Annotated in this window: 13 protein-coding genes and 1 pseudogene; 9 read left to right on the top strand and 5 right to left on the bottom strand. The window is 68.7% G+C overall.

Annotated features, from left to right (window positions below; genetic code table 11):
* Positions 1 to 210 precede the first annotated feature (210 nt).
* The 5 genes and pseudogenes from I0C86_RS14265 to I0C86_RS14250 form a co-directional block, all read right to left on the bottom strand.
* Entirely contained in the window at positions 211 to 2,223 is a 2,013-nt protein-coding gene (locus tag I0C86_RS14265; protein ID WP_196201695.1) for a tachylectin-related carbohydrate-binding protein, read from the bottom strand.
* 451 nt (positions 2,224 to 2,674) lie between these two features.
* A pseudogene (locus I0C86_RS45730) lies at positions 2,675 to 2,882 on the bottom strand (ISL3 family transposase); the annotation flags it as partial.
* 27 nt (positions 2,883 to 2,909) lie between these two features.
* Entirely contained in the window at positions 2,910 to 3,803 is an 894-nt protein-coding gene (locus I0C86_RS14260; RefSeq protein WP_196201694.1) for a hypothetical protein, read from the bottom strand.
* Positions 3,804 to 3,818: 15 nt separating this feature from the next.
* A complete protein-coding gene (locus tag I0C86_RS14255) occupies positions 3,819 to 7,787 on the bottom strand; it encodes a hypothetical protein (protein ID WP_196201693.1) in 3,969 nt (1,322 codons plus the stop codon).
* Positions 7,784 to 10,501 (bottom strand): hypothetical protein, encoded by a 2,718-nt coding sequence (locus tag I0C86_RS14250; RefSeq protein ID WP_196201692.1) that lies wholly within the window; start codon positions 10,499 to 10,501, stop codon positions 7,784 to 7,786. Before I0C86_RS14250 ends, I0C86_RS14255 begins: the two co-directional genes overlap by 4 nt.
* Positions 10,502 to 11,701: 1,200 nt before the next feature.
* Between I0C86_RS14250 and I0C86_RS14245 the strand changes: the two genes are divergently transcribed.
* The 9 genes from I0C86_RS14245 to I0C86_RS45025 all read left to right on the top strand — a co-directional run bounded on the left by I0C86_RS14245 (position 11,702) and on the right by I0C86_RS45025 (position 20,852).
* Positions 11,702 to 11,914: a hypothetical protein gene (locus I0C86_RS14245; protein ID WP_196201691.1), complete on the top strand. Its 213-nt coding sequence runs from the start codon at positions 11,702 to 11,704 to the stop codon at positions 11,912 to 11,914.
* Entirely contained in the window at positions 11,911 to 12,561 is a 651-nt protein-coding gene (locus I0C86_RS43370) for an MDR/zinc-dependent alcohol dehydrogenase-like family protein (protein WP_230394137.1), read from the top strand. Before I0C86_RS14245 ends, I0C86_RS43370 begins: the two co-directional genes overlap by 4 nt.
* Positions 12,562 to 12,644: 83 nt before the next feature.
* The gene (locus I0C86_RS14235) at positions 12,645 to 13,337 is read left to right on the top strand and encodes a DsbA family oxidoreductase (RefSeq protein WP_196201690.1); all 693 of its coding nucleotides are present in this window, start codon (positions 12,645 to 12,647) and stop codon (positions 13,335 to 13,337) included.
* Between the two features lie 390 nt (positions 13,338 to 13,727).
* On the top strand, positions 13,728 to 13,919 hold the full coding sequence (locus tag I0C86_RS14230; protein ID WP_196201689.1) for a hypothetical protein: 192 nt from the start codon (positions 13,728 to 13,730) through the stop codon (positions 13,917 to 13,919).
* A 122-nt stretch (positions 13,920 to 14,041) separates the two neighbouring features.
* Entirely contained in the window at positions 14,042 to 15,520 is a 1,479-nt protein-coding gene (locus I0C86_RS14225; RefSeq protein WP_323373634.1) for a class I adenylate-forming enzyme family protein, read from the top strand.
* The gene (locus I0C86_RS14220; RefSeq protein ID WP_196201687.1) at positions 15,510 to 15,752 is read left to right on the top strand and encodes a phosphopantetheine-binding protein; all 243 of its coding nucleotides are present in this window, start codon (positions 15,510 to 15,512) and stop codon (positions 15,750 to 15,752) included. The genes I0C86_RS14225 and I0C86_RS14220 overlap by 11 nt, the downstream gene beginning before the upstream one ends.
* Positions 15,753 to 15,805: 53 nt before the next feature.
* The gene (locus tag I0C86_RS14215; protein WP_196201686.1) at positions 15,806 to 17,464 is read left to right on the top strand and encodes an AMP-binding protein; all 1,659 of its coding nucleotides are present in this window, start codon (positions 15,806 to 15,808) and stop codon (positions 17,462 to 17,464) included.
* A gap of 26 nt (positions 17,465 to 17,490) precedes the next feature.
* Entirely contained in the window at positions 17,491 to 18,861 is a 1,371-nt protein-coding gene (locus tag I0C86_RS14210) for a condensation domain-containing protein (RefSeq protein WP_196201685.1), read from the top strand.
* Positions 18,858 to 20,852, top strand: coding sequence for an ABC transporter ATP-binding protein (locus tag I0C86_RS45025; RefSeq protein ID WP_196201684.1), 1,995 nt, complete (start codon positions 18,858 to 18,860; stop codon positions 20,850 to 20,852). Before I0C86_RS14210 ends, I0C86_RS45025 begins: the two co-directional genes overlap by 4 nt.
* Positions 20,853 to 20,921 lie beyond the last annotated feature (69 nt).

Below are 20,921 nucleotides of genomic sequence, written 5' to 3'. Positions count from 1 at the left end.
GCCCTGAGCAAGCCGATCACGTAATCGGCGACTTCGCCGTGCTCCGAAACCGCCCAATACCGAAACTATTCAAACCGAGCTCATGACGAACCGCGTCGGTGGATCGAGGCTGAGATCACCTCAGTAGATCCGACGCACGAACCACTTGACGCGACATAGGGGCATCAGAGCCGAATGTCGGCATCGCCACCATCGACTGCACTGGCCGCGTCACCAGTTGGCTCCGATGATCGTGCCAGAACTTGGATGCCAACCCTGGCCGCCAGTGACATCCGATTCCCCGTGTCCCGAGTAGCGATACCAGCGTAGATTTCCTATCGCGTCGACCCCGAAGATGACGTGGCCGAATCCGCCGACGTCTGTGACTCCGCCGAACACATGCTGCATCCCTTGCCATCCCCGGCCGACTGGATTTCCTGAGTTAGGGTGCCAGCCAAGAACTCCGGAGGGGTCCTCTTCGCCCTGCCCGCTGTAGGAGTACCAGAGCAGGTTCCCGCTCTCATGAACGGCGAAGAACACGTTGCCTGAGCCGTGGATGTGTCGGAAGCCCTGCCAACCGTTGCCCACTCGGTGGCCCGAGTGCGGATGCCAGCCGAGGCTACCGGAGGGATCGTGCTCCCCGTTGCCGCTGTAGGAGTACCAGAGCAGGTCACCGTCCTGAGCTACCGCGAAGATCTGGAGGCGGCTCATCGTGCGCCCTGCTCTCGGAGCGACGAAGACGTGCCGGAAGTTCTGCCAACCATTGCCGATGACGTTTCCCGAGTTCGGATCCCAGCCGAGTGCTCCGGTGACGTCACTTTCGCCGTTGCCGCTGTAGGAGTACCAGTGCAGGTCGCCGTTAGGATGGATCGCTATGATCACGCCATCGCCGCAGCCGATGACCTGCCTCATATGAGTCCAACCGCGGCCGATCAGGTTGCCTGTATGGACGTCCCACGCCTGCGTACTCGGCGCGCCGTCGAGCGGCTTGCCGTGGCCGTTGTAGCGATTCCACTCCAGATTGCCGTCCCTCGTCACGCCGTAGAAGACCCCGATCAGCGGCAACCCGCTGTCGACGGGGGTCGTGCCGTTGCCTCCGTACAGCAGCTTGAGGTGTCGAGTCTTCTCGATTGCATTCCAGGTGATCCGGAGCCCGCCGTCCGCATCGTCTGCCAGGGAGATCGAAAAGCCGCTGGGTCCGCCGTTGCTCCAGGTGAGTTCCGGTGTCGTCTGTCCCGCTTGCCAGACCTGCGAACCACCGAGGGCCAGGTCAGGTGCGCCCAGGTGGGCGACGCTAGCCCCCAGCCCCTGACGCACCCGCCAGATCAGGACCCCGTCGTCCGGGAAGGCAGCGTCGTACGGTGGGCCACCGGCGGCCCCCCGCCGCTGTTCGACGAGGAAGTACTCGTCAGCCAGCCGCGTATCGTGCCACAGCAGTACGGCGCCGTTCGCCCCCTCCCGGACTACCGCGGTGCCACCCGGGGCGAGGGGACACCGTTGCGGTTCCGCCCACCCGAGTGCCAGCTTGTGCCAGATGTCCAGGTGCACCGTTCCCTGGTCGTTGGCGAAGAACGGGTAGGCCCCCATCAGGGTCAGCAGGTTGTTGCCTTGGCCCGTGTTGTAGAGGTCGATGGTGCCGAGCGAATGGGACAACTCGTGGGCGATCTGGAAGAACGGGGTGAGCGGGCCGGCGCCGGCGACATGCACGCGGACGGTGAGCTCCGCAGGCCCCTGCGGAGACTGGTACGTGAACGTGAACGGAGTGTTGTCTCGGTTGGCGGGCAGTGCTCCGGTGATGTTTTCCACCAGGACCACGCACAACTCGTGGAACGCTATGGTGCCGTCCCGATCCTGATCGCACGCGGTGAAGCTCTCCGGCGCCACCTCGGCGACACGCTTCAGGATTCCGGCGCTACGCGCCTCCGGACCGGGATCGTTCGCGTACTCGCCGAGCAGTATCGGGCCGACCACTGCGGCCCGATCGAACCAAAACCTACCGTAGCTGTTCTCACGAAAGTACTCGCGCAAGCTGGCCGGATTTACCGGGTTGTCCGTTGTGAACGGCGGGAGCGGGTCGCCGAAGCTGAGGCGTTCGTAGTACTCCGGTGGGTGAATAGTGTCGAAGGCCGGGAAGTTGCTGTACTCACCGAGGACGACCAACAGTGGCCGGCCACCTCGCGCGGCATGCCCGAGCTGCGTGATCGCTCCGAGTCCGAACGATTCAAGACTCGGTGTGTCGGCCATGCCCGGACTGTACGGCCTGCGCCCCCCACTTTTGGCGACCTAACCTAGGTGTACACATCCGGATGACCAAATCGCTGTGCATGAAACCGGGGGCCATGTCATCCATGAGGGAGCAGCACCGCTGCGCGCCGTTCGGCGATGCCCGGATCCGGCCGGAGCCCTCACCAGATCCGAGTCGCTCAGCCGTACCCGGCCTCGGCGTCGGCTCCTGTGCTGCACGCTCTACGACCACGTCATCGACGTCGACGTCCGACCGCCAGGGACCATCCATGATCGCCAACTCTGCGGACGTGCTGCGCGGCCTATCCAACCGGCCTGGCCAGCAGCGATAGAAGGCCAGCTCACCGGTGGCGGTGTTCTTCCTGATCAGAAGGCTGTGTCGGCCGCCGTCGTCCGGGTCCGCGTCCGTGGTGACCTCATTGAGCCAGGCCCGATGGCGTTGACAAGGTCGCCGTTGAGAGTCCTTGAGCTGGTCGGCTGGGGTCAGAGGTACCGGGTCAGGCGTCTGGGCGATGGGGCTGGGCGGTCGGCTTCAACTCGGCCTTACCTGATGTAGCGGTAGAGCAGGTTGGCTGCCGGTGTAGCCCCGTTCCTCTGACCTCCGCCAGCCGTTGGGTGACGCCGCCGGCGGGGTCGTGTTGACAGCGGCGGCGGAGATGGGCCGCCGAGCCGCCAAGACGCTCCGGTCAGATCGCGCCGTGCGAGGTGATGTCGTGCCCGCAGTTTCTACACCTCGCTGACGCACTCTCGAAGTTCTGACACCCGCATCCCGGTACGTCGCACGGGAGGGTTGACAGTTCCTCGTCGTCGGGGGGCTTGTCGTGGTCCGAGTCGGGCCGGACGATCGTCGCACACAGGGCGACATGATTGTTGTGCCCGGCCGCATCGGTCGCCCCAGCGTCGCTGCTCACCACTACATACTCGTCCTGGATCTCACCGGGGGTGTTTGGCGCGACAAACTGGATCATCACCTCACCGTCGTCGCCCGGCACTACCGTCGGGACCAGCGGGGTAGCCGTGAAGTGCGATTCGGTCCCGGTTCCACCCACTGTCAGAGCAAGCGGCCCCGTGCCCCGGTTACGCACCGTCACGATTGTCCGGACGGTCGTGCCGCAGGTCGCCGACAACCGCACAGAGTGGGGAGTGTCCAGCCACGGCTGTCGGGACTCCGGCTCCTGGTCGGCCACCACCCAGATGAACTCCCGGTCCTCTGCGTCGTTGTTGACCACGCGCAGCCGCCAGGACTGCCCCGGCACCTCGACGAAAACCTTGAGCAGGTAGACGTCGTTCGGCTCCTGTGCGAAGCGGGCGGTGGCGACATCGGGACTGTCCGGGGAGGTATCGGCTCGGATGTGGCTGACGTTTGGATGCCGTGTCACCTCGACCGTCGGTCCCGCACCGGCCTGGAGCAGGAACGTGGGTGGTCCGGACGTCGGCCCTTCGCGTAGCCTCTTGACCCGGATGTACATTGTCGGCGGGTTCCCGCCGGCAAGCTCGGGAAGGTCGAAGGCGCCGCTCTTGCAGTGAGCGCCGAGGGGCAACGGCGGGTGGGGCGTGGTCGGGAAGACACGAAACACCATGGGGCAGCACCTCCTTCAGAGGTCGAGTACGTCGAGGTGGTGGACTCGGCTCAGGACAATGTCGGGTGGATCGTCTGGTAGCTCCTGGTACTCCCGGATGAGTAGCCGCATCGGCACGTCACCGGGTTCGGTAGGCAGGTCGACGGTGCCGATCCAGGTCACCGAAGAACTTGATGATTGGTAGTCGGTCGGCTGCCGCGCCAGGATCACCTCGGCCAACGTGTCGAGTCCCTCCCAGACGGCGCTGTCCCCGCTGGCCGGGGCGTCGACCTCAAGGGTCGCGGTGATCCGCGTGGGATTCGTCGGCGCATGGGGGATGTCGGCCAGGCCCGACGCGACGATGGCCGACGGACCGGTGACCGTCACGGTCGCTCGGCGGCCCTCGATGGTCACCACCGTGGTTCGGTCGGGCGGTACCTGGTGGAACCCGGCGTCGATGACCGGTGACAGATGCGGATCCTCCTCACCGGGCTGAGACGCCGACACGGCTCCCGGCTGCAGTCGAGCCAGACTGAGACGCACGAACTGGCCGTACCCCGGATGGGCGATCGCCACGTCGGCGAACCACAGACCGCGCCGGGCGTCGAACTCGACCTGATGGCCGAATGCCCGCGCGGACCACCGGGATACCCGGACGACCATCTCGGTGGTCGCGCGCGGGAAGGAGGCCGGAGTGAGGTTTGAACGAGGCCCACTTAAGATCGTCGGGTCGCGATTTATCTCCGTGGCGTTATACAACATTCCGTGGCCTGATTGGTCGCCTGGGCTGACGGGCTCTGCCAGGGGAATGTCATGAGCGGCGAGCAGTACCGCCAGGAGTTCACCGTCCCCTGAGTCACACCAGGGCCGCTCGAGGAACACCCGTAGTAACCCACCCTCACACCGGCTGACCACGACGTTACCTTGGTTCTCCCGGCTCCACGCGTACGCCGGAACAATCGAGTGGATCACCGGCGCGGCGGGGCGGACGGTGGCCGGGACGGAGCGGGTCACCGGCTGGCCGGCCCGCCAGATCGGTTGGTCGACGAAGGAGACCTCTACCTCGGCGCCTTCGGGCAGCGAGCCGTCCGTGCGGCGGCGGACCCGGCCCGCCGCATAGTTGACGTGCACGTCGCGGTCGGCGCTGACCGCCCTTGCATCGGCCCGGCCGTCCTTCCCCACGACCCGGACGGTGACCGTGCCGGGGACGAAACCGTCGGCCGTGATGTCCACATCGGCGTCGCCTGACAGCCGGATTCTCCGCCGTCTGGTGAAGTAGGCGGCGAACCGCGAGGTGGCGACCGGGGTGAAGGTGACCTCGCGATAACGGGTATCGCCGGAGTTTCCCCGGAGCAGCAGTCTGCTAGGGCGGGTGCGGGTTTCCTCGTCCCAGACGCCGCAACGGTCGGCGGCGGCCGGCTCGAGTCGCAGCCGGCGTTCGACCCGCACGGGTGGCCCTTGGTCGGGGTTGTCCACCGTCTCGGTCCACACCGCGTCCACATGGACCGAGCGGGTCGTTGCCTGGTGCACGGTGATGGAGTCGTCCACCAGATCGAAGGCCGTCTCGCCGGGCTGTCGTTCGACCCGGACCCGACCGAACGCTGGCGGTTCCACTGGGCAGCGCACCGCGTGCACCAGCCGTACGTCCAGTGCCGGCGTGAGCTGCTCGACCGCGCCGGCAAGCACGGCATCACGTACGACGCTCAGGTCCTCACCGGCGTGCTCCGGGTTATCGGCGAACCATCTCCACGGCGCGAGGATTTCCTCGTCACCCGGATCCAGGTGCGAGCTGAGCCGGGTGAGCAGCGTCGTGCCCGGCGCCAGCGCTATCCGCACCATGCCGGGCTCTGTCTCGACACTCACCTGTGGAGCGTCGATGGGCGCGGGTACCAGCACGAGCCGGACGGGTGTGCGGTCGTACCACGCGCTCCCGGACGGCCAGGGCAGCCGGACGTCGGCGAGGTCGGGAAGCTCCCGCAGCGCGATCCCCCGGGCCAGCGGGTCCGGCAGCCAGGGCAACGCGGTCGTGTCGGCGTCGATGTACGGGGTGTCGTGCCCGTCGGGGGCCCGGCTGCCCGTGACGACGCACCGGTCCCGGTCGAACAGAAGGGTGTATGCCTCGGGATCGGGGCGATGCTCGCCCGGTACGTCCAGCACGCCGTGACGTTCCAGGGTGGCGATCGCCGCCTTGGGCGCGAGGACGTGTCGTTCGCACGTCCGTGTGGGTTGTGCGGGTGCACCATCCCGGTTGTCGGTCCGGACCACGAGGACGGCCACGGATTCACCCTCGGTGACCGGGCGGCGAAGCACCAGGACGGGGCTGGGGACCGGTTCGTGGCGGCGGTACCAGTGTGGTCGGGTGGCCGAGGTGCTCGCCGTGGTCTCGGGCACAAACGGGACGCTGCGCCCGGCGACATCCACCACGCGGGCGCGGAAGGAGTAGCTCCGGCCGTATCGCAGCGCGGGCAAGCTACCTCGTGCGACATCGACGGTCAACGAGAACGGCAGATTGGTGGCGGGCGGTGGCGGGTGGCCGGGGTGACCGGCCAGGTCGAGCGTGCCACCCGGCGGCGGCACCACAAGGCTCCAGTCGTTCCACCGAAACAACGACTGGTGCAGGCGGGAAACGCCGTCGTCGCCCTCGCCGAGGGCATCGCAGACCGTACCCTCGTCGTCGAGGGGCAGTTCGTCGGAGACCCCGACTACCCGGTAGCGGCCGACGCGGCGACACAGTGAATACCAGCGGCCTGTTTCCTCGTCGCGGACGTCCACCCGGTATCCCTGCTGTACGTCGTCGGCGGTTAGGACCACCTTGTCGCCGTCGCCACCGCCGGCCAGATCGACGTCGAGCCGTTCGGCGGCGTGCCGCAGTGCCTCCTGGAACCGAACCTCGCGCTCCGCTTCCGCGACCCAGAGACCGTCCGACCGCGCCACCGGCAGTTCGGGTGTCGGTGGCGGGGCGTCCCGCACCGCACCGGCCAACCCGGCCGCGTACGAACGCAGTGCCAGCCCGGCGGCGTCGGTGTCCAGGGCCAGCACGGAGAACCTTTCTTCGTCAGCCAGTGGTAGATAGCCGGGATCGGCCGACCCGTCCGCCATCGCCGCACGGAGGTGACCGTCCTCAATGACACACCGGGTCCACGGTCGGTAGTCGGAGATGCCGGAGTCATGCTCGGGTACCGCCCGGATCCGCACCGCGCCGGCCAGGCCGGCGGGCAACGTCACCCGCAGCCGGCGCAGTAGCCCCACCCGAGCCAGTAGTTCCGGATGATCGGACAGGGCTGCGAACGCGGCGTGGAACTCCCGGTCGAGAACCGGGTTCGCGTGCTCGGCACGTAGTCCGCCGGTGCCGGGAACGCGCCGGGCCGCCGCCAGCGAACCGTTGCCGTGGAACTCGGTCAGCCGGCGGAAGGCGTCGGCTGACCCGATTTCACGCTGGTCCCGCCGTATGGTCGTTGGAATGCCATCGGGCGCGTCGTACCCGACCGCCCCGAGCAGTTCATCGACCCACGCCCAGTCCAGGCCGGCGATGCGGGTTCCACCCGGGCCGGATCGTCCAGCCGCCGGCCCCTCGCCCCGTAACAACGAACCGTACCGACTGATCAGCGTGTCGTGGACCAGTCGCGCCGGATAGGACTGGATGTCCGGCGGACCCTCCCGGGCATCTCCGACCGCCCGACCCGCCAGGACCGCGGGAATCCGGAACGGCACCACCGGCAGCTCGTGCGGGAACAGGGCAGCCCATGCCGTGGCATCGGGTGCAGCATCGACGAACGTTGCCGGCAGCGTCACCACTCCGGCCGAACCGGCCAGCGTCACGGTGATGCCGCGCAGCACCTCGGGCAACCGTGCCACGTCGGGATAGTCGCCGAGTCGCCGTTCGGACCCGGCGTGGTCGTCACCAAGCCGCGGACTGGCCAGCAAGGTCAACGGCGCACCGCCGTCCGCTGTCGGAGCCGCCGCCGGATCGGGCAGCAGCGTCCATACCACGCGCTGGATGGTCACGAACGGACCAGGGGGGCGTAGGCGGCACAACGGAGCCGCCATGGATCTTGTGACGGGAACATCACGTCGAACGTCGGGTCGGCGCCGCCGCTGAACCTGCGCTCCACGGAGAAGGTGAACGACTCTGAGAAGAACAACACCCGGGCCCGCACGGTGATCCGGGCTGCGCCGACCACGTCGCTGCCCTCGATGCAGAGCTGCAGGTAGATCTCCACCGAGACGTGGACCAACCCGAGGACGTCGAGCTCACCCACCGCACGGAAGAACCCGGCGAGTACCACCTGCTGGCCGTCCCAGCGCATGTAGATCCCGGCAGTGATTGAGACCGAGGCGCTGGCGACACCCAGGTCGAGCGATGCTGCCGCACCAAACTCGAGCTGGGCCTCGACCTCCACCCCCGCCGGGTCGCCGCACAGCGTTACGAAGCCACCGCCACCGAACGCCGACACCGTGACCAGGAACGGGTTCGCCCGGGACGAGATCGCGAACCGGGTCCGCACCGGCCGGCCGTCTAGGGGCAGCAGGACCGAGGCCGATACCGCGAGGTTCTGCAGCAGGAACATTCCCATCGGTACGCTGGGCACCGCGAGCGTGTGGCTGACCTCGATCCCCGTCGCCGTCACCACGACCCGGGGGCCGCTCGGTGGGGTGGGGAGCAGCCGGCGCAACGCGTCCAGGAAGGCCAGGCCTCCTCCGAAGCCGACGTTCGTGACGGCGACGTCCAGCAACGGAGGGCCCGCACCGTGCGCGGTGAAGGCGAACCTGGCGATGTCAACGACAAGGGCTCCGCCGGCGAACTCCAGCGCGAACGAGCGCAGTTCGCCGCAGGTCTCAGAGCGCACGCTACGGCCGTCGATGGCAGTCGTGCAGCTCAAATCGAGCATCGTCTCTGGCAGCACGCGCAGGAACTGATGATGCACGCCAGCCCGCAGTGGCGTGTGCCAGGTCATCGTGGCGATCATCCCGCCGTCTGGCAGCTTCCCGGTCGTCAGGCGGGGCGCCGCGCCAATGCTCGTCGACAACAGCTCGGTCAGCGACAGGAACCCAAAGAGCTGGGGCAGCGGTAGGGCACCGAGATGCGCCGCAGGTCGAAAAAACGCAGCCGGGTCGAACCCGGCCGAACGGAAGGCGTCGAGGTCCCCGCCTACCACGCCCACCGATCGGGCCAGACCGGCGACGGGCATTGGAAGCGAGGCCACCCCGCCGACGCCACTCACCGGCGGTGTGAACGCCACCTGCTTGATCAGCCGCGCGTAAACATCGGTCTGCTCGACCCCGTTCATCAGGTACGTCCCGTCCAGCTCCAACAGGGCCGGCTCGGGCGCAGCCGCGTCGGACGGGGTCAGTCCCTGGAACGCCTCGATCGCGGGAACCCGCGCGCTGACCCGGCCCAGAGACGGAACCGCGGCGAGCTGCCCGGCGTCGCGCAGGGTGTCATGAGGCGCCTCGACCCGCAGCGCACCCACGCACAGGGCCACAACGTCGAACACGCTGCTCTCCGGCGCGTCGGCGACCAATGCGATCCGGCCAGTGGCCGGTACAGCCGCCTCCCCGCACGCCGCGTCGTACCCGCCGACCGCCGCCCCCAGGTCGCCGTAGGCATACGCAAGGGACACGAACGCCCCCGGCGCGCTGAACATGACCGACCCGCCGGCATGGTCCTCGGCGCAGATGGTGAAGAGCACACGGACGCCGGCCGTGCTGTCGATCCACGGGATGCCGGCGGCGAGATCCTCTGTCACCACCACCCGCTGGGTCAAGGGAGCATGGAGCACGAGCCGACGGAAGGGAAATGCCCTGCCCGACCACGGCACTCCGACCGCCCGGGTGAGGTCCACCTCCGTCTCCAGCACGGTGAACAAGCTCTCCTGGCGCAGTTGTGCCCCATAGGGCGTCGACACGCGTTCGGTACGAGTATCGAGCTGCACGGAAAAGCCGAATGGAAACAGGTAGCCGCGGGCCACCGTGGCGACCGACTGGTCGCGACCGATCACCGCCCGGTGCCGGTACGCCTTGAGCGTCACATGCGTCAGGTCGTTCCAGTCGCCGCACAGGTCGACGGTCGCGCCCAAGGCGCTGAGCGTGACTTCCCGCGCCAGCAGTGGGCGTTCGGCGGTCGCGGCCTCGATATCCCGCCGCCGATCCGGAGACAGGGAGCTGGCGCGGAACCGCAGTGGCCGGGCGTCCGTCTGGGCGCGCATCGGCAGTCGACTACCCGAGACGACACCCGCCGGCCCAGCGTCCCCTGTGAGCCGGGTCTGCCACAGCGGCGTCACACCGACGGAGCTCGTCTCCAATGCGGCCGTATGTTCCCAGTGGATGTCCGGCGCCACCGGGCACAGGCGGAGGTCCCAGACGCATTCCAGCCCGCTGCTGGACGGCAGGGTCGCCCGGGTGAGGCAGCCCAGTAGGCCCGCGAGCGTGTACGGGACGGCCTGACCGCGCTGAAACTCGTATAGCAGTCCCACGGAACCGCCGAACCGGATGCCCGCATAGCTCGATCCGAGCGGTGAGTCCCCCTCCACTTCGACCTGTTCCAGACATGACTGTGGTTGGAAGACGAAATGGATGAACGCCGGGCTTCTGGAGTCGGCCGCGATTAGTACCGGCACGTCCATGGCGTCAACGGATTTCAGGATATTGTCGAATTCAAGGTTGAGGACCAGCATGTCGTCCGGGCGTAGGAGCCTCACGACGACACCGTCCATGATCATGGAACACCCCCGCAGTTCCCGGCCCGCACACCGTGAAGCCAGCCTAATGATGAAGGCCACGCAAGTGGGCTGATATGTGGAAATGCCCCAGATGGTGTCCTGACGGGTGGTCCCGCTCGGATCTTCGCGGATCTAGCCGAACGGCCGGAGCCCAACCTTCGGCGTGCCCTATTTGAACCGGGTACGGCCAATCCTCTCGGCGCTGATGTCGCTAGACGGGCGGGGGTTGGCCGGCGTACCGGTCGACCACCTGCCGGACGCGTGGGTCTGCCCAGTAGCCAAAGTGCTGGCCGAGGGGCGGCGGTGGTTGCCCGTAGACGTACCAGGCCATGATCCTCGGTCAGGGAGCCGACCTCATCAATTGGTGTGGGTGTGTTGTGGCGCTGGTTGGTGTGCTCGCGCTTCCGCATTCCAGCCAGCAACCACCGTGGGATCCCCCCTGTACCGTGCCAATACTTGATGCGGGGGCTTTGACCTCGGTGTTCGTTGATGAGGTCACGCTGCTGCCTCGTACTCGTTGATTACGCCGCCGTCGCCGTATCGAGGCGTCGACCGGGGGTGACGACGGCCGGATCATCGCTCGGTGGGCACTGGGGAAGACAGGATTGAGGGCGACGTTGACAAGGGCTCCAACGACGTAACTGAAGCCAGAAGGGCTGCCAACCGACAGGCGTGCCAGGAAGGGGCTTCGGCACCAGAGCGAGGGCCCCGGTTGCCAGCCGGGGCCCCATCCGCTCCAGGTAGAGTGGCTATCAGCCGAGCGAGATGGCGCCAAAAAGGTACGGCCCGTGTTGGGCATCGGTCTGTGTCGATCCTCGGACACAGATTTTCCGCATCAGTGCGCAGTATCCGTACAGGTGTTCAAGTCCCCTTGAACACCTCATTTACTGCCTTTCGTCACTATGGGTAATCCCCCTGCAGGGGCGGGGGTGGTCTCGATGACCGCCTCCGTGCCGCCGGTAGTTCCCAGGGCGATTCCCCGAGGCGCCGCTGCCGATCCAGGGCCGCTGGGTCGGGCGCGACGGCCGCTTCCCGTGCCAGCCTCGGATTCCCATCTCGCCCGAGTGAGCGACACCGTCTACGCGTTGAGCGCGGTGGACAAGAGCGGCCGGGTCGCTGATCGCAGTATCGTCCGGGCGTTTGGTTGGGCGCCGGGAACCCGCCTGGACGTACGCGAGCGGGCTGGGATCATCGTGGTCCGTGCGGCCCCCGATGGCGTGCACCGCATCGACGACCCGCGGTTACCTGCTTCTGCCGTTGGCGGTGCGTCGGTGGTGCCGGCTCGCGGCCGGGGATCGTGTTCTGCTTGCCGTCGACCGCGCCACCGGTGTGCTGGTGGCGTATCCCCTTGCGACGCTCGACCGGCTGCTGGCCGGCGTGCACGAAGCCGTGGCCGGGGGTGAGGGGGCGTGAGTCAGAGCGTCGCCGGCCGGCCCGAGTTGGAGGCCGCTCGGCTGTTGCTTGAGCGGATGGGCATCTCCCCCGCCGATCTGCTGGAGGTACGGCCGGCCCGTCCGCCGGCCCCGACTTTCGCCGAGTACGTGCCGGTCGTCGCCGCCGCGGTGTCGCCCGGCACCCGTCGGGCGTACGGCACGTACTGGAACCGGGTGGTGCAGGCATGGGGTGACCGCCGTATCGACGAACCCCTCCCTTCCGAGATCGAGCAGTTACGTGCCCAGGTGCAGGCCAACGTGGTGGCGCGACGCAACAACCGGGGCGGCCGGTCCGCGGCCGAGCACATGGTGGCCGCGCCCACGAAGGCCGCCCGCTGGGCCGTGCAGGCGGTAGCCAAGGCCGGCACCCTCGGCGTGGTCGGCGTATACCCGCAGACCGTCACGTCGTTTCCGTTCGGCGAGGCGATGATGAAGAACCTGACCGTCAAGAGCGGCAACTGCCACCACCGCCGCTACATCCCGGAACTGCTCCGGCTGGTCAGCAACGACACCGTCGACCCGGCGCAACTACTCACCCGGCACGAACCGCTCACCGACGTACTCGGCGCCTACCGCCAGTTCCAGGACCGCGACCCCGGCTGGCTCAAGGTCGCGCTGACCGTCTGAGACCTGTCAGGAGATCCACTGCGGCTGTGGTGCCGCCCGCGTCGGCACCACAGCCGCAGCGACGAGGCGAGGAGGAGAAGCACATGGCCCGTCCCGAGACAAAGCCCGGCACCATCGTCACCTACACCGACATCGCCTGCGGCTGGTCCACGGTGGCGACGATCCACCGGCTGCTCCGGGCCCGCGCCGAGGCCGGGCTCGACGGCCGGGTTTGCCTGGACCACCGCTGCTTCCTGCTGGAGGACGTCAACCAGTTCCCAATCCCGAAGAAATACCTGGAAGCGGAGTTGTCCGTGGTCGGCGCCCTCGAACCCGGCCTCGGCTGGAAGCCCTGGCAGGCGGACGCCTCAACCTGGCCGGTCACGACACTGCTGGCCAACGAGGCGGTACATGCCGCCAAGGAACAGTCGCCGGCCGCCGCCGAAGAACTCGATATCGCACTCCGGCTCGCCTTCTTCCGCGACAGCCGGTGCATCTCCCTGCGGCACGAGATCCTCGACATCGCCGATGCCTGTGCCACCGTCGATCTCGGTGCGTTGACCGAGGCACTCGACACCGGACGCGCCCGCAGCGCGATGACGCACGACTACCACGAACACGGTGACGCGGTGCAGGGCAGCCCGCACCTATTCGTCCACGACGGGTACGACGTACACAACCCGGGGATCAGCCTGCACTGGGAGGGCGATCCCGGCGCGGGTTTCCCGGTGGTCGACTCTGACGATCCCCCGGTCTTCACCGAACTCGTACGGCGAGCCGCCGCAACGCTCGACTGACTGATCCGCGCCGGCGGCGATGGACGCCCTCGCCCGTCGCTCGGTTCCGCCGACTGCGCGCGACAGTCCGCAGCGGCGGACGTCGCCGTGCGCGCCCGGCTCGACAACTGAGCGGGCGCCCGCACAGCCTTCGTCCCGGCGAAAGCCGACGGTTTAGCATCCATTTTGAAACTCTCGACACACACGCACGGGTCCGGTAGGGCGATTCCGCGCGATCCGGAATCTCAAGCGAGGAATTTGAAAACTCTTCCACACCACCGTTTCGACTTGCCATTCCTCACCAGTTCCGAGGTCCTATCCCCCGCGACGGACAACCAGCGCGCCGAAGTCCAGCATTGAGCCTGACATCGGGTTCTCCTTCCTTGTCCTGGGCCTCACATGGACAGCAGCATGACATACCGGGTGGTGATCCCGTGCCGCCGCGAGACCGCGGCGGTCGGCAAACGCGAGCGCCACGGTGGCGATGTCCAGGTCGCTCCGGCCACCGACGGGTGGACGCCGTGGACCTCCGACGTGCGCCCGGGCCGGGAACTTCACCTGCTCTCGTCGCCACTCGGTCGCACTGACCCGGCCCTGCGCTGACCCGGTCCCGAAGCCCGGGGCGGACCCGCCCGACAGGACACGGTTTAGTTCAATACTTAGATGTAGTAATCTTCAGCGGCACGACAGGACGGCAGCCACGGAGCGATGAACGGGGGCCTCAAGTGGCGCGGAAAGTCCATGTTTGGAGTGCGCGGCATTCGGCGTCCGTCGAGCCAGACAGGATTGCGGTGGCCACGGACGACGGCGATCGCATCACATATGCCGCGTTGGTCGACCACGCCGACCGGATCGGGCACGCCCTGCGGGGCGCGGGTCCGCCGGACGAACTGCGGGTCTCCACCGACCTCCGTGCAGGTCCGCAGTTCTTCGCCCTCGCCCTCGCCGCCCTGAAGTTCGGCTTCGGTCTGTTTCCGATGAACGCCGGTCACCTCGACCCGGATGTGACGGTGCGGATGCGCCGCGAGGCGAATACGACGCTGCACATCAACGATGGCCGCGACGGATCCAGCGGTGACGGCCGCGCGTACGACGACCTGGTCACCGGCCGGGTGCGGAGTCTGGCCCGCCCTGCCGCGCGGGCCGGCCATCTGATCTTCGCCACCTCCGGAACCACCGGCGAACCCACGATCGTGGACCAGCCGCGGCCGCACCACCCATACAAGGGCGTCGCGGTCTTCGATCGCTACTCGGCCGGCCGCGGCTTCGGACCGCATGTCATGGGAAACCCGACGTACCACCTGGGCACACTCGGACCCGCGCTCTACGCGCTGCAGGCGGGCAGCGGGGTCGTCGTGGCGCACGGCTGGTCGGCCGGAGGCTTCGACATCCTGGTGCGGAGACACTCCGCAGCGAGCGCCTTCCTCAGTGTCGACCTGCTGACCGACTACGTGTCGTCACAGCGGCGCGGCAGCGGGCTGGCCACCCTGTTCCACGGCGGGTCGGCATGCCCGCCATGGGTGAAACGCAAGGCGCTCGACGTCCATGGGCCGATCCTGCACGAGTACTACGGAACGTCCGAGGGCGTCATCTCGGAGATCTCGTCCGTGGAGTGGTTGGCGTACCCCGGGTCGGTGGGACGTCCGATCGCCGGGGTCCAGGTCGTGGTGCAACGAGACGGTGCCCCGGTCCGGGCGGGCTCGATCGGGGAGGTCGCCGTCATCCCGCGGGGGGCAGCGCGAGAGGGCGGGACGGTGGACCACCAGGCGCGCGGCACCGGTGACCTCGGGTACGTCAACCAGGAAGGATACCTACACGTGATCGGCAGGATGACGCGGACGGGCGGCACCGCGGAAGCGGTCGTCGAGCACCGCGTCCGGTCCATCCCGGGGGCCCGGGACGTGATCGCTATCGAGGAGTCGGGGCTGACCTGCCTCGTCGAGGCCGAACACGGCGAACCAGCCGAGTGGGCGGCGTGGGTAGCCTTGGTCGCCGATGACGTGGGGGCCCGCCTGCGTGGTGTGACGGTGCTGCAGCCCGGCACTCTGGAACGTACCAGCACCGGCAAGATCAACCGCGTCGCCGCCAGGAAGGCGATCGTGTCGGGCGGCAGCCGCACCAGCGCCGGTCTGTCCACCGCGCTCGCCGGACAACGCGCCGGCAAGTCCGGCGTGGCCGGGTGCGAGGTGGGCAATGGACGTTGAGGAGACGGCATCGACGGTTCTGCGGGTCTCCTCGCGCGTGGTGGGGCAGCCCGTTGACGCGGGGCAGAGCTTCTTCGCCGCCGGCGGTGACTCGCTGCTCGCGGTCGAGCTCATCATCGCCCTCGAGCGTGAGCTGGGCGTGGAGGTCGAGGAGGACTGGGTCTTCTCGGCGGATTCCCTCGGGCAGTTGGCCGAGCGGATCGCCGCCGCCTCCGATCGGCCGTCGCGCTGAGAGGCGGCGATCGGGCAGTGGGTCGACCCGCAACGGGGGAAGGCGATAGCGACATGTCAACGGTGACGACGGTGCTCGATCACCTGGCGCGACAGGCGTCGCTGGCACCGGGGCGCACTGCCTTCTCGACGTGGTGTGACGGGCAGATCGTCGCGGCGGTCTCGTACCTCGAGTTGTGGAGGATGGCTGAGCGTGTCGGGCGAGGATTGCGGTCCCTCGGCGCGGACCCGGGCGACCGCGTGGTCCTGGTCATGCCGAACGACCCACGGTTCGCCGGCGCGCTGCTGGGTTGTGTCCACGCGGGTGTGATCGCCGTGCCCGCCCCGGTGCCGGCCGGCTCCCGTACCCGTGCCTTCCGCGACCGCCTGGCGCCAATGGTCCGGGACTGCGCGCCTCGCCTTCTCGTGACCATCGACGACCTGACTGGCACGGTCGAGGCGGCGCTGCCGACTCAGCTCGCCGTTCGGGTGGTCTCCTGGGACTGCCTGCTGGACGCCGCCGAGGACCGCGAGGACGGTCCGTACGGCATGACCGAGCCCGACGACGCGCTGCTGTTGCAGTACACCTCGGGCTCCACGGGCAGACCGAAGGGTGTGGTCGCGACCCACGGGATGGTTGCCGCCCAGTGCGCCCAGGCGAGGACCGCCTACGCGGAGGGACCGCAGGATCTGGCGGTGACCTGGGTCCCGCTCTTTCACGACATGGGACTGGTGACCGGCGTGCTCCGGCCGCTCTACTCGGGGTATCCGTCCGTGCTGATGAACCCGCGCGACTTCACCGCCCGTCCCCGTGCCTGGCTGGAGGCGATCCAGCATTGTCGGGGCACGCTGTCCAGCGCGCCGAACTTCGCTTACGAACACTGCGTACGGAAGATCCGGCACGACGCCTCCGACCCGCTCGACCTGAGCAGTTGGCGGGTGGCTCGCAACGCCGGTGAGGTCGTCCACTCCGACACCGCCGACCGTTTCGTCGCCGCGTTCGCCGGGGCAGGGTTCCGCGCGGAGAGCTTCTGCCCGTCGTACGGGATGGCGGAGGCGACGTTGACCGTCAGCACATGTGGGCCTTCGGTGCCGCCACTGCGAATGAGCATTCGCCGTGGCGGTGGTGCCCCGGAACGGGTGGAGACGGTCATCTCGTCCGGCGTCCCGATGCCGGGGACGCGGGTGGTCGTACGCGACAACGGCGTACCGGCGGCGGAGGGCAAGACAGGTGAGCTGTGGATTTCCGGACCGCAGGTGTTCTCCCACTACTGGCCTGATCACCGCGCGCCGTTGGAGGACGGTCTGCTTCGTACGGGTGACCTCGGCTTCATCCGTCATGGACACGTCTTCGTCCTCGGACGCGTCGACGACACCCTTGTCGTCAACGGCAGGAACTTCTACAACCACGACATCGGCCACGCGTGTGCCGGCGTCGTGGGACTGCGGCCCGGCCGGGCCGTCGCGGTCAAGGCTCCCCGCGCCGGTATGGGTGACGACGCGGTGTGGCTTGTCGGCGAGGTGGCCAACGACTCGGAGAGCACCACGGCGAGTCTGGAGCGCACCGCAGGCGAAGTCCGCAAGGTCGTCTTCGCGGCCACCGGGCTTGCGGTCGCCGGGGTGGGCCTGCTCGCCCCGGGGGCGATACCGCTCACCACTAGCGGCAAGATCCGGGTCGGTCGGGTGCGGGACGGGCTCGTCTCCGGCACCCTGCCGTTGATCTGGCAGGACTGACCGAAGCGCGAAGTGATGGGGGTGCCGTGACGACCGTTCCGTTGCTGCCGAGTCAAGCCTGGTTCCTCGCGACCCTGAACACCGGCATGGTCCATCCCGGTCGCTGGACGCTCAACCAGATCTACCGGCTGAACCGTGACGTGACCGGCGCGATGGCCGAGGCCGCCGTCGCCCACCTGTGGTCGCACCATGACTCACTGCGTGCCCGATTCCGTTTCGTCGACGGCCAGTGGCGTCAGGAGATCGAGACGCCGCAGTCGCCGCCCCCGATCCTCGCGGTGAACGTGTCGCTCGTCCCGGACGCCGACCGGGCCGCGTACGTCGAGCGGCTCGGCCGCGACCTGGCCGCGTCCCTGAACATCGGGCAGGGCCCGCTGGTCCGGTTCATGTTTGTCTCGTCCAGACCAGGCGCGGCGCCATGGCTGATCGTCGTCGCACACCACCTCGTGCTCGACTACTTCTCCCTGCGCATAGTCGCTGATGATCTTGCCATCGCGCTCGCGGCGCTACGGGCTCAGGAGCCGGTCCAGCTGCCCCGCACCGCCGGGTTCGCCGAGTGCGCCGAGGCGCTGCACGACTATGCGGCGCGCGATCTGCGCGACGAGTGGGGCTACTGGGATGCGCTGCCCTGGCGTACGGCGGTCCGGCTGCCCGCCGGGCCGTACGACCGCCCGGCGAATGCCGTCCGGCTGTGGCGCACCACGACGGCGCGGTCTCCGTCCGGCGCGTCGGCGCAGGGCCGCGACCCCGTGGCGCCGGAGGTGGTCGGCCTCGGCGCCGTCGGCGCCGTGCTGACCGAGTGGGCCGGCGGCCGAGTATGGATCCAGGTCATGCACCATGGCCGCAACCTGGTGTCGGCACCCGGCGGAAGGCCGATTCTCCCGCCGCGGGCCTGGCGGACGGTCGGGTGGTTCGCGACCGCGGGCCTCCGGCTCCTTCCCGCCTATCAGGGGCTCGATGTGGGGGCGTATCTCGACGCGCTGGCCGCCGAGACGCCGGCACCGAACCACGGTCTGGGGCTCTGCCTAATGCGCTGGCTCACGCCCACGGCCGCGACCACGCCGATGGTGTCGAGGATCTGGGCCGACAGCCGTGTCGTGTTCGACTACTCGTCGCTGAGGTCGGGCGGCACCGATACGGGTGATGGGATCAGGGAAGCGACAGAGCAGGTCAAGGGCTATTACGACCTGCTGGAGGCGAGATCGGACCTGTACGTCCGGGTACGGAACCTGGGCGACCAGCTGTCGATCCACTGGGACCACGACCCCACGGTCTACCCGCTGGAAACGATCGGTCGGCTGGCGTCACGCGGCGACGAGCTGCTCAGAGCCCACGCCGGTGAGGCCCGCGCCGGTGAGGCCCACGTTGCGGAAGCCGCTGGAGAGGCCGTTCAGTGAGCTCCGAGGGAGGCTGGCATACGAGCGGAGCGGCCCGACGTCCGCGGCCGTCCAGCCTGCGTGACACCTGGGGACGCTGGGTCGACGAGGCAGTGCGCCCCCGCCTGCGGATCGCGCGTCTGCTGCCGTCCGGTGGACCGGGCCTCGTTCTGCTGCTCGCCATCCTGAACATCGTCCTCGGGTTGCTGCCGGTCGCCTTCCTGATCCTGACGAGTATGGTCGTCGGCCACGTCCCTGCGGCCGTCGACGGCGGCGTCGGCAGCACCGGGTGGGACCGCCTCATGCGGGTGTTTCTCTGCGCCGCCGGCCTCTTCCTGCTCATCCAGGTCCTCGGCCAACTCGGCAACGGCCTGGGCCAGTGGCTGCGACGCCGGGTGGACGGTGTGCTGCGCGACGAGGCGATGGCTCTCCTGCTGCGCCCGGTTGGCATCGGGCCGCTGGAGGACCAGCGCACCCTCGACGAGCTCAGCGAAGCCGTTCGCAGCTTCGACCGGGACTGGGGCACGCCCGGACAGGCCTGCGTGGGCACGCTCGCATTGCTCGCCCGATACTCGCAACTGCTGGCTCTGGTAGTGATCATCGGCGCGATGGTCGCCTGGCCCGCCGGGCTCGCGGTCGCCATGACAACCATGCTGTTCCGCTACGGCCAGCGCGGCGGGCTGCGCAAGTACAACCGGGTGTGGCAGGAGGTGGTTCGCAGCGAACGCGAGGCGGAGTACCTGCACCGCCTCACCACGATCGACGTCCCGGCAAAGGAGATCCGCCTGTTCGGGCTGTCGGAGTGGCTGGCCGACCGCTACACCACGGTGTCTCTGGCGGTCCAGGAGCGCCGCGCGCGGGCGCGCAGACGGGTCTATCTGACCCCGTACCTTCTGCTGACGTCGATCGGCCTGCTGCTCGCGGGCGGCACGCTCGTCCTCGCCGGCTATCTCGCCGCGACCGGCCAGGTGAGCCTGACCGCCCTGGCCCTCGGCATACAGGCGGTGATCCTGGCGATCTCGCTGGGCGGATACTACCCAGAGGCGGATACCAGCACTCAGATGGCGATGCTTTCCCTGTCGGCCCTGCGGCGGCTGCGGGACCGGTTCGACGAGTCGGCGGCCGAACACCGGTGCGGGCCCGCCCGGGTCACCATCCCGGCGGGCACCCCACGGTCGGCGCTGACGTTCGACCGGGTCGTCTTCCGCTACCCAGGGTCACGTTCCGCCGTGCTCGACGGGATCGACCTGGAACTGCCGGCCGGGCGATGCACCGCCGTGGTGGGTGTCAACGGGGCCGGGAAGACCACCCTGGTCAAACTGCTGACCCGGTTGTACGAGCCAACCCACGGAAGCGTACGCGCCGATGGCCTGGACATCGCCGCGTTCGATCCGGTGCTGTGGCGGCGCCAGTTCGCGGTGATCTTTCAGGACTTCGTGCGTTACGAGTTGACGGCCGCCGAGAACATCGCCCTGGGCGCTTCCCACGTGCCGCCGGACCGGGCGGTGGTGCTGCGCGCCGCCCAACGCGCCGGGATCGCGCAGGCCCTGCTCGCCCTGCCGGATGGCCTGGACACGCCGCTCTCCCGGGCCTACCCGGGCGGGACCGAACTGTCCGGCGGCGAGTGGCAACGCATGGCCATCGCCCGGGCGCTGTACGCCGTGGAGGCCGGCGCCCGGGTCCTGGTGCTGGATGAGCCCACCGCCGCGCTCGACGTCCGTGCCGAGGTGACGTTCTTCGACCGGTTCCTCGAGCTGACGCAGGGGGCGACATCCCTGCTCATCTCGCACCGGTTCTCCAGTGTCCGGCGCGCCGACCACATCGTGGTGGTGGACGGCGGACGGGTCGTCGAGCGCGGTCCGCACGACGAGCTCGTCGCGGCCGGCGGCCACTACGCGCAGCTGTTCACGCTACAGGCGCAGCAGTTCGCCGGAGGGCTGGACATTGCCGCCGGCGGTGGGGCCAACCAGGGGCGCCGGCCCGTGGACCTACGGGGGGAGGTCGGCGGGTGACCGACATCGTCCGCGGTGGCTGGGAGCTGCTCGCCGTCGCCTGGCGGGAAAGCCCGTACCGGCTCGTGC

This window comes from Plantactinospora alkalitolerans, assembly GCF_015690345.1.
Classification (GTDB): Bacteria; Actinomycetota; Actinomycetes; order Mycobacteriales; family Micromonosporaceae; genus Plantactinospora; species Plantactinospora alkalitolerans.
This window is presented reverse-complemented; position numbering and strand designations above follow the sequence as displayed.